Below are 8,952 nucleotides of genomic sequence, written 5' to 3'. Positions count from 1 at the left end.
GGGCGTGAGCCCCTCCGTGGTGAAGATCGACATCGAGGGCTTCGAGGACCGTGCGTTGGCCGGGGCCGAGCGTCTGCTCGCGGGGCATCCTCCCATCCTGCTGCTCGAAATCCACCTCGATCTGCTCGACGCGCGCGGCGTGCGCGCTCGGGACCTAGTGGCCGGGCTCGAGCGCCATGGGTACACGTTCCACACCACCGCCGGCGGCCGCCTCACGGCCCGCGGTGTGTACAATTCGGCCGCGGCGGTGATCCGGTGCATGGCCCGTCCCGCAGAGGAAGTGAGCGGACTCCAGATCTGACCGCGGCGCCCGCTTCCATCGCGCGCCGGATTGACGCATTTTCCGAGCAAGGCAGCGCGTGCCGTTCGACGACCAACAACTCCTGGCTGACGCGCGCACGATGAGGCGGCGGGCCCGGGCCAACGCCATGGAGGGCGGATCTCGATGAGTGTACGTCTGTCTCGTCTCGCGCAGGGGCTCGTCGGATCCGAGATTCTCAAGATTGCCGCTCAGGTGCGCGAGTTGATCGCGCAGGGAAAGCCGATCTGCAATCTGACCGTGGGTGACTTCTCTCCCTCGGAGTTCCGGGTGCCCGAGCGACTGGCGCGCGGGGTGGCCAATTATGTGGCCCAGGGGCAGACCAACTATCCGCCGTCCAATGGCGTGCTGGAGCTGCGCAAGGCCGTCGCGGCCTACTACAAGCGCGGACTGGGGCTGGATTATCCCGTGGACGGGATCGTGATCACGTCGGGCGGGCGTCCCGTGATCCACGCGGCGTTCCAGACGCTGGTGAATCCCGGCGAGCGCGTGGTGTACCCCGTGCCGAGCTGGAACAACAACCACTACGCGGGTCTGGTCGGGGCCAAGGCCATCGAGATCCCCTGCGGCGCCGACACCAACTTCATGCCCACCGCCGCGATGCTGGAGCAGGCGGTGCGCGGCGCGTCGCTGCTGTCGCTCAACTCGCCGTCGAACCCTACGGGCACGATGTTCACGGCGGAGCAGCTGGGCGACATCTGCGATCTCGTGCTGCGCGAGAACGCGCGGCGAGGGGCGGGCGACCGCCCGCTGTACCTGCTCTATGACCACATCTATTGGATGTTGACGTTCGGCGGGGCCCGGCACGTGAATCCGGTGACGCTGCGTCCCGAGATGGCCGCCTACACGGTGTTCGTGGACGGCATCTCGAAGGCGTTCGCCGCCACCGGACTGCGCGTGGGTTGGGGCGTCGGGCCCAGCGACGTGATCCGCAGCATGTCCGACCTGCTCACGCACATCGGCGCGTGGGCGCCGCGCCCCGAGCAGATGGCCACCGGCGAGCTGCTCTGCGCCGAGGACGACATCCGCACCTACCGGGCAGGAATGCTCCACGACCTGCAGGAGCGGCTTTCGCTGTTGGCCGAGGGCCTACAGCAACTCGCGCGCGATGGTTTTGCCGTGGAGAGCACGACGCCGCAGGGCGCCATCTATCTGAGCGCCCGATTCGGTCTGCATGGCAAGCGTACGCCCGACGGTGAGAGGCTGGACACCAACGAGGCGGTGCGCCTCTATCTGCTGCAATCGGCGGGGCTGGCGGCGGTGCCGTTCCAGGCGTTCGGCACGCGCGAGGATACGGGGTGGTTCCGGCTCTCGGTGGGAGCCGTATCGCCGCGCGACGTGCGCGAGCTGATGCCCCGCCTTCGGGCGTCGCTCGCAGCGCTCCACTAAGACCGTAAACAGCCCGGCCGGTCGGCGATGCCCTTTGCTTCGCTGCCCCGCGGGGCGATCTTGGAACCATGACGACACCGGCATTGGCACCCGAGACGCTCGAGGGGTGGTACCAGCTGCAGCAGGCGTTCGCGGTGAATCGGGCCGCGCTGCGCGCGCTGCCGAGCGCGGACCGGGAGGCTGTGGCCCGCGAATTCGCCGCCGCGATGGCCGAGGTGAGCGGCGGCGATGGCAGCGAAGGGTGGAGCACGCTCGTTTCGCTGGTCGGGTCGAAAGCCGACCTCATGGTCATGCACTTCAGGCCGACGCTCGACGCGCTGGGTGCGGCGCAGAGGCGGCTGGCGCGCGCGCGGCTGAGCGATTTCCTGGTGCCCGTGGAGTACTTTCTCAGTGTGGCCGAGGCCGGGTTGTACTACGCGACGGCGCAGTTGGCGCGAGAAGCGGCGGAGCGCGGCGGCAAGGTGGGCGACGAGAAATACCGGGCCGAACTGCAGCGGCGCGTCGACGCCGAACTGGCCTCCGACCACGTGCAGAAGCGGTTGTACCCGCCGCGTCCGGGTGAGGGCATGCCCTACGTGTGCGTGTACCCGATGAACAAGAAGCGCGAGGCCGGACAGAACTGGTACGCGCTGCCGATCGACGAGCGCAGCGAGTTAATGAAGTGGCACGGGCTCACCGGCCGGAAGTACGCCGGCCGCGTGGTCCAGGTCATCAGCGGCTCGATCGGGCTCGACGTGTGGGAGTGGGCGGTGACGCTGTTCGCCGCCGACCCGCTGGAATTCAAGAAGATCGTGAGCGAGATGCGGTTCGACGAGGCGAGCGCGAAGTACGCCGAATTCGGCAACTTCTACGTGGGCCGGATCGCCGCGCCGGCCGAATGGACCCGTGAGCTGCTGTCGGCCACCGGCTGATCCCGGGCCGCGGGGTGCCGTGCGGACCGGTGACTACAGCGCCACGTTCTCCTGCAGCCTGGCTTCGGTGGCCGCGCGCTCGTAGAGGCCCAGGACGTGGCTCTGGTTGATGAGCCCGAGATAGCGTCCGTCCTGACCGTGCACGACGGGCACCGCCCCTGCGCCGCGCACGCCCATCTTGCGCACGGCATCGAGCAGCGAATCTTCTGGCGTGACGGTCTCGGTGGGGCGCGCCACGTCGGCGGCCACGATCAACTCGGCGAGGTCCTTCGAATTCGCGGCCACCTCCCCCAGGTCCGCCATCGCCACGACGCCGACCAGGCGGCCGTCCTCGTCCACGACCGGGAAATACGTCTGGTCGCTGCTGCCGAGTTGTCTGACGAAATCGTGCACCGGCGCGTCCTCCGCGAGCACGATTGCATTGCGGTCGTACGCGTCGGCCACGCGGAGCCCGGCCAGCATGTCGCGGTCGGCCCCGTGCGCCAGCGTCTCGCCGCGCCGCCGCAGCCAACCGCTGTACAGCGAGTCGGGTTCCAGCCGGCGCGCCACGACGTGCGCGATCACCACCGTGAGCATCAGCGGCAGCATGATCGCGTAGTCATCAGTCATCTCGAATACCAGCAGGATGCCGGTGATCGGCGCGTCGGTGGCGGCCGCGATCATCGCGCCCATGCCGACGATCGCGTACGCCTCCGGGTGCAGCCCCCCGCCCGGCCAGACCGCGGCGAGCGCGCTGCCCACCGCGCCCCCGGTGGCCACGCCGATGTACAACGACGGCGTGAACACGCCTCCCGACCCCCCACTGCCGAGCGTGAGGGACGTCGTGATCAACTTGCCCACGGCGAGCGCCGCCAGCGCGTACCACGCGAGCTGTCCGAACACGCTCACGCGCATGGCAAGATGGCCGAACCCGGCCAGCCTGCCGCCAGACAACGACACCAGCAGCCCCACGAGCAGCCCGCCGATCACCGCGATCGTGCCCGGCGCCAGCCGCAGCTTGGCCACCCGATCACTCACCCCGAAATACGTGCGGATGAACAGCACGGCCGTGAGCCCCACGATCACGCCGAGCAGCGGGAAGAACAGCACCACCTCGCTCACCCGCCCGTAGCCATACTGATGCGGGACGGGGAAGGCCGGGTGATTGCCCAGCATGGAGCGCGATAGCACAGCGGCCGTCACACTGGAGACCACCACCGGCGCGAACGAGGCCCCCGAGAACGTGCCGAGCGTTTCTTCCAGCGCGAAGAAGGCACCCGCCAGCGGCGCATTGAACGCGGCGCTGATGGCCGCTCCCGTGGCGCACCCCACGAGCAGCCGCACGCGGGCCGGCTCGAAGCGGAACCGCCTGCCCAGCCACGACCCGATGGCGGCGCCGAGCACCACCACGGGTCCCTCGGCGCCGGCCGATCCGCCGCACCCGAGCGTGACCGCGCTGGCCGCCGTGCGGGCCAGTGCCGGCCGCGAGGGGACGAACCCCCCGCGCTTGACGATCGCCAGGTGCACGTCGGGCACGTTCATTCCGTCGTAGTCCTGGCCCACCCGGTGCATGATCCAGTATGCCGCCGCGAATCCGACCGCCGTGACGGCCGGACGGTACGTCTGCACCGAAATCGGGGGGATGTACCGGGCCGGCCAGGCATAGAACAGGACGTACGCGCCGTCGATCGCCCGGTAGAACGCCACGACTCCGAGTGCCGTCAGGATGCCGATCGCGACGGCGAATCCCAGTAGGACGGAGTTCTCGCTGAATTCCCGGGCGTTGAACCACGAGACGAATTCGTCCCACGCGGCGGTGCCCGTGGCCACGCCCTGGCCCAAGAGCTTCCGCGCGGTGGCGGACGCGCTAGATTTTGGGTCGTGTGTGACCGGTTGGGCTGGTGGTGGCACGGCTCGATGCGGGCGCCCGGCGGAAGAATTCCGGGAGCTAGATTCAAGGGTTGGATGTATCGCTGACCCATCCAATCTATTTGTTTTGGTCGGCTAACGTGCGAGTGGGGCCATCTGGCCTCTTTATCACCTGTGGAGGATTCGTGATGAACGTTCGGTATGGAGTGGGCGTGGCCGCGGCCGCGCTGTCTCTGGCGATAGTGGGTTGTGGCGGCGGTGGCGAGAAGGCCCCGGCTGCCGAGAGCACGGCGGCGGCTCCGGCCGCGACACCGGCGGCGGCTCCGGCCGCGGCGCCGACGAGTTCGGCCACCTACATGGCGGCCACCGGCAAGACGTGGGAAGTGAAGATGATGGGCGATGCGCAGGGGTATCGCTTCGATCCCAAGGATCTGACGATCCACGTGGGCGACGCCGTGAAGTTCATCATGGTCTCCGGCGGCCCACACGACGTGACCTTCTGGGCCGACAGCATCCCGTCGGGCGCCGCCTCGCAGCTCGCGGCGAACATGCCGAACAGCGTGGCGCCGCTGCAGGCCCCGTACTCGATCAACCCGAACTCCAGCTACACGGTGTCGTTTGCCGGCGTGCCGGCGGGCGTATACAAGTATTACTGCACGCCCCACCTCGCGCTGGGCATGGTGGCGAAGCTGACGGTCGAGAAGTAGGGAAAGGGCGGCGCTCAGTTCGGAGCTGGCCGCTCTCAGTCAAACGACGCGCCCCGCCATCGGGATTCCGGTGGCGGGGCGCGGTGCGTTCACCGAGCCGCTCGGCGCAAAGCCGCTGACGGGGTGGGGGCCGGTCGCGCGCGGGCGGTGACGTCTTGCAGGGCGGGGCGCAGCCGGCGTACGGCGGCCGCGATCGTGCGTTCGGTGATCGCGGAATAGCCGAACAGCAGCCCGGGCGGAGGCGTGGCCTCCAGGCAATACCGCGACAGCGGCGGCGTTTCGATGCCCACGCCCTGCGCCGCCTCGAACGCGGCACGGTCGCTCACTCCGTCGCGCAACCAACCCACGACGTGCAGGCCAGTGGCCCCCCGATCGATGCGCAGGAGCCCCGCCAACTCGCGCTCCGCCGCTAGGACGAGCGCTTCCTGCCGAGCCGCGTACAGCGTGCGCATGCGCTGCAGGTGGCGGGCGAAGTGTCCTTCACCCAGGAAGTCGGCGACCACCGCCTGTTCCACCGTGGGCGACAGATAGTCGGAAAGGGTCCGCGCCTTGAGGAAGGCGCGCGTCAGGTCGCGCGGCACCACCAGGTATCCGAGGCGCAGGGCGGGAAAGAGCGTCTTGCTGAACGTGCCCACGTAGATCACGCGCGCGTCGGAGTCGAGGCCCTGGAGCGCGAGGTGCGGGGCGTGCGTGTAGCGGAGTTCGCTGTCGAAATCGTCTTCGAGCACCCACGCGCCCACCCGGCGCGCCCAGGCGAGCAGCTCGAGTCGCCGGGCGAGCGACATGGTGACGCCGAGGGGATATTGGTGCGACGGGGAAACGAAGGCCATGCGGGCGTTGGGGGCGCGGCGTTCGCCCTCGTGCACGACCAGGCCGTCGCCGTCCACCGGCACGGGCACCACGCGGGCGCCGGCGGCGGTGAGCACGGCTCGGGTGCTGAGGTAGCCCGGGTCCTCCAGCCACACCTGGTTTCCGGGGTCCACGAGCACGCGCACCGCGAGGTCGAGGGCCTGCTGCGTGCCGCGCACGAGGATCACCTGGTCGAGGGTGGCGTGCACGCCGCGGGCCGCGCCGAGGTGGTCGACGATTTCCTGGCGCAGCGGGCGGAAGCCCGCGGGGTCGCCGTAGCGCATGAGTGCGCGCGGGGTCACGCGCCATCGGCGGTGGTAGAGCCGGCGCCAGATGTGCACGGGAAAGGCGTCCACCGCAGGCTCGCCAACGCGGAAGGGCACGGGGGACCGGCGCGAGGTCGTGACGCCAAGCTCGGCGGCGGAATAGTGCTCGGCGCGGTCGGACACGGCCCGCTTGGCGGGGCGCGTAGCGGCAGCAGGTGAATCTGGGAGGGCGCGCGAGACGAAGCTTCCCGAGCCGTGTGTGCCGGTGACGTAGCCCTCGGCGGCGAGATTCCGGTAGGCGAGTACCACCGTGCTGCGGGCCACGCCGAGCCGCGGGGCGAGCTGTCGGGTGGAGGGGAGCCGCGCGCCGGGCGCGAGCAGCCCGCGGAGGATGGCGTCGCGGATGCCGTCGAAGATGTGCGCGTGGTATGGATGGCTGGGCCCGGCGGGCAGTGGAAGCAGGAGCTGGGGAAGGCCAACGGCAGGCGGTGGCATGGCGAGTGGTCGTGGGAGATGGCGGCGAGTGGTATGTGCATAATGCATGTTTCTGCCAGTTTTGCCACACCACTTTTCTATTCCCCCGCGTTATTATCTGCGGGGTCCGGTCGAACGACCGCGACGCTCCCGTTTGAGCATCCCTCTGGCACCGCGATCTATGGCGTCACGCGACCGTGGCATTCGCGTTCTCCGGGCAACGCGCGCCCATCTCGACGCGCTGACCGACCTGTTCGTGCCGTATCTTGCCTTCTACCGCCGCGAGCACGATCGGGACCGAGTGCGGGAGTTCCTGTCGGAGCGTCTGGCGCGCAAGGAATCGGTGATTTTCGTGGCCATCGAGGGGACGGGCGCCAATGCCAGCACCGTGGGGTTCGTGCAGCTGTACCCGACCTTTTCCTCGCTGCGGCTCTCGCGCATGTGGGTGTTGAACGATCTCTACACCGCGCCCGATGCGCGGCGGCGCGGAGTGGCGCACCTGCTCATTTCGGCGGCGCGGACCATGGCCGTGGGGACGTCGGCCACCCATCTCGAGCTGCTCACCGCGCGCGACAACCACGCGGCGCAGCGCGTGTACGAATCGGCGGGGTTCTGTCGGGACGAGCAGTTCTGCCGCTACGGGCAGGATCTCGTGCGGCGCGAGGAGCCGGTGTTTTCCGGGTGACGGCTTGTCGGGTGCGCGCTCGCGGGCGAGACCGGCCGAGGTGAAACGCCGGGGGCCGGCGTCCCGTAGGGAAGGGTGCCTACTCACCATGAGGCTCGACCGATGTTCACGCTCGTCACTGCAATCGTCGGATTCGTCGGCGCCGTCGTGCTCGGCGTGTTGTTCCTGTTCGGCCTGCCGTTTCTGATCATGGCCGTGATCGCGCTCGTGGCATTCGTGCTCGTGGCGACGATCTTCGGGCTGGCGGTGGGCCTGCTCAAGCTGGCGCTGGTGGTGGTGCTGCCGGTGTTGCTGGTGTTCTGGTTGGTGAAGAAGGTGTTCGGGATCGGGCGGCGGCAGACGACCGTGATGTGATCGGAAACCTTTTTTGGGGCGCGGGGGTCGAACCTGTGCAACGTCGGAGTTGAAGCGGCGGGACGCGGGGGTTAGGTTTCGCGTTCTGCCGCAGGAGCCGGGTGGCGGTCCAAGGGGAGGGCCGCACAAGGGCACTCGGCACCACAACGGGACGTAGCGCAGTCCGGTAGCGCACCTGAATGGGGTTCAGGGGGTCGCGGGTTCGAATCCCGCCGTCCCGATTTTGTAAGTTGGTTGCAGCAATAGAGTTACGACGAACGCCCCGCAATTGGAATGCGGGGCGTTTTGTTTTTGGTAATCACGTAGTAATCACGCGGAGAAAGGTCGAGCTCTTTATTTCTCCGGCTTCCTTTCTCGCGGGATGTCGGACGTTGACCGCCTTTTCCGGTCACTGATCCAGGCATCCATCTCCTCGCGATCATAGAGCACTCGCCGGCCCACTTTGCAGTACGGTGGCGAGTCTCCGCTCCAGCGAAGCTTGGCGAGGGTCTGAACAGCAAGTCCGAGATACGTGGCCGCATCTTCGGCGATGAAGAGGCGTTGGGTCACCCCGGCGTCGGCTGGAGGCTCCTGGTTGCCCTTTTGCGACCTTATCGAACGGTCCGCCTCCTTGGCGGGCTTGGGCGTCTCGAACTCGTCCAGAAAGGCAATGAAGTCGTCCGGCGAGAGGAACCGAACGCGCTTTTCATCCACCTGGCCCAATAGCTCGCGGGCATCTGAGAGAGTCCGGTCATCTTGACTCACGAGAACTGCGTGGCTGAATCCCGCGGACAAGCACTTCGAGAGATTCTGGGCCTCGTGCTCGGCTCCGGTACTGACCGAAATCTCGCAGCCAATTGAGAGTTCGTCCCGTTCGAGATAGACGTCAATGTGCCCGTGCCCATCGAGAACCCGCTTCTCTATGGCTACCTTGAATCCGCGATCTTCGGCCAGTTTGCGTACGAGCGATTGGAGGTACTTGTGCTGGGGTCCGCCACGGCCCGGAAGACGCTCGGCCGGTGGAGTGGAGATGGGTGCCGCAGACGATTCTCCCTTTCGTGAGACAGGCCTTCTTGGAGTTCGGGGCTCCTTCGCTTCGTCGCCATGCTCTGCGACACTCTTCGCCCGCAGTTCTGCCTCAACCTCTTCCTTCGGCGTTGCGAAGCTCGCG

9 protein-coding genes and 1 tRNA gene are annotated in these 8,952 nt (G+C 68.1%); 7 read left to right on the top strand and 3 right to left on the bottom strand.

Annotation, left to right across the window (positions count from 1 at the left end):
- The 3 genes from VNF92_07940 to hemQ form a co-directional block, all read left to right on the top strand.
- Positions 1 to 301 (top strand): FkbM family methyltransferase (locus VNF92_07940; protein HVA57805.1); only part of this gene is annotated, 301 nt, incomplete at its 5' end.
- 144 nt (positions 302 to 445) lie between these two features.
- Entirely contained in the window at positions 446 to 1,708 is a 1,263-nt protein-coding gene (locus VNF92_07935) for an aminotransferase class I/II-fold pyridoxal phosphate-dependent enzyme (GenBank protein HVA57804.1), read from the top strand.
- A gap of 68 nt (positions 1,709 to 1,776) precedes the next feature.
- Positions 1,777 to 2,619, top strand: coding sequence for a hydrogen peroxide-dependent heme synthase (gene hemQ / locus VNF92_07930; protein HVA57803.1), 843 nt, complete (start codon positions 1,777 to 1,779; stop codon positions 2,617 to 2,619).
- 33 nt (positions 2,620 to 2,652) lie between these two features.
- Here hemQ and VNF92_07925 read toward each other — a convergent pair whose 3' ends face one another.
- Positions 2,653 to 4,428 (bottom strand): chloride channel protein, encoded by a 1,776-nt coding sequence (locus VNF92_07925; protein ID HVA57802.1) that lies wholly within the window; start codon positions 4,426 to 4,428, stop codon positions 2,653 to 2,655.
- A gap of 227 nt (positions 4,429 to 4,655) precedes the next feature.
- On the opposite strand from VNF92_07925, the gene VNF92_07920 reads away from it, so the two are divergent.
- Positions 4,656 to 5,174, top strand: coding sequence for a plastocyanin/azurin family copper-binding protein (locus VNF92_07920; protein ID HVA57801.1), 519 nt, complete (start codon positions 4,656 to 4,658; stop codon positions 5,172 to 5,174).
- 89 nt (positions 5,175 to 5,263) lie between these two features.
- Here the strand turns inward: VNF92_07920 and VNF92_07915 are convergent, their stop codons facing one another.
- Positions 5,264 to 6,784 carry a PLP-dependent aminotransferase family protein gene (locus VNF92_07915; protein HVA57800.1) on the bottom strand — a complete coding sequence of 507 codons (1,521 nt, stop codon included), beginning with the start codon at positions 6,782 to 6,784 and terminating at the stop codon, positions 5,264 to 5,266.
- A 160-nt stretch (positions 6,785 to 6,944) separates the two neighbouring features.
- On the opposite strand from VNF92_07915, the gene VNF92_07910 reads away from it, so the two are divergent.
- The 3 genes from VNF92_07910 to VNF92_07900 all read left to right on the top strand — a co-directional run bounded on the left by VNF92_07910 (position 6,945) and on the right by VNF92_07900 (position 8,023).
- Positions 6,945 to 7,448 (top strand): GNAT family N-acetyltransferase, encoded by a 504-nt coding sequence (locus VNF92_07910; GenBank protein HVA57799.1) that lies wholly within the window; start codon positions 6,945 to 6,947, stop codon positions 7,446 to 7,448.
- A 102-nt stretch (positions 7,449 to 7,550) separates the two neighbouring features.
- Entirely contained in the window at positions 7,551 to 7,802 is a 252-nt protein-coding gene (locus VNF92_07905; GenBank protein ID HVA57798.1) for a hypothetical protein, read from the top strand.
- Positions 7,803 to 7,949: 147 nt separating this feature from the next.
- Positions 7,950 to 8,023 (top strand) — tRNA-Pro (locus tag VNF92_07900).
- A gap of 112 nt (positions 8,024 to 8,135) precedes the next feature.
- On the opposite strand, the gene VNF92_07895 is transcribed toward VNF92_07900, so the two are convergent.
- The coding region (locus tag VNF92_07895; GenBank protein HVA57797.1) for a helix-turn-helix domain-containing protein at positions 8,136 to 8,952 on the bottom strand (817 nt) is incomplete at its 5' end.

Source organism: Gemmatimonadaceae bacterium, assembly GCA_035533015.1.
In the GTDB taxonomy this organism is placed as follows: domain Bacteria; phylum Gemmatimonadota; class Gemmatimonadetes; order Gemmatimonadales; family Gemmatimonadaceae; genus JAGWRI01.
The sequence above is the reverse complement of the archived record's forward strand: the minus strand, read 5'-3'. Positions and strand labels throughout refer to the sequence as shown.

Bases quoted from the DNA above. Each gene is read 5' to 3' on its own strand.
- VNF92_07935 (HVA57804.1), top strand. From the start codon at position 446: ATGAGTGTACGTCTGTCTCGTCTCGCGCAGGGGCTCGTCGGATCCGAG.
- VNF92_07905 (HVA57798.1), top strand. From the start codon at position 7,551: ATGTTCACGCTCGTCACTGCAATCGTCGGATTCGTCGGCGCCGTCGTG.
- hemQ (HVA57803.1), top strand. From the start codon at position 1,777: ATGACGACACCGGCATTGGCACCCGAGACGCTCGAGGGGTGGTACCAG.
- VNF92_07915 (HVA57800.1), bottom strand. From the start codon at position 6,784: ATGCCACCGCCTGCCGTTGGCCTTCCCCAGCTCCTGCTTCCACTGCCC.
- VNF92_07910 (HVA57799.1), top strand. From the start codon at position 6,945: ATGGCGTCACGCGACCGTGGCATTCGCGTTCTCCGGGCAACGCGCGCC.
- VNF92_07920 (HVA57801.1), top strand. From the start codon at position 4,656: ATGAACGTTCGGTATGGAGTGGGCGTGGCCGCGGCCGCGCTGTCTCTG.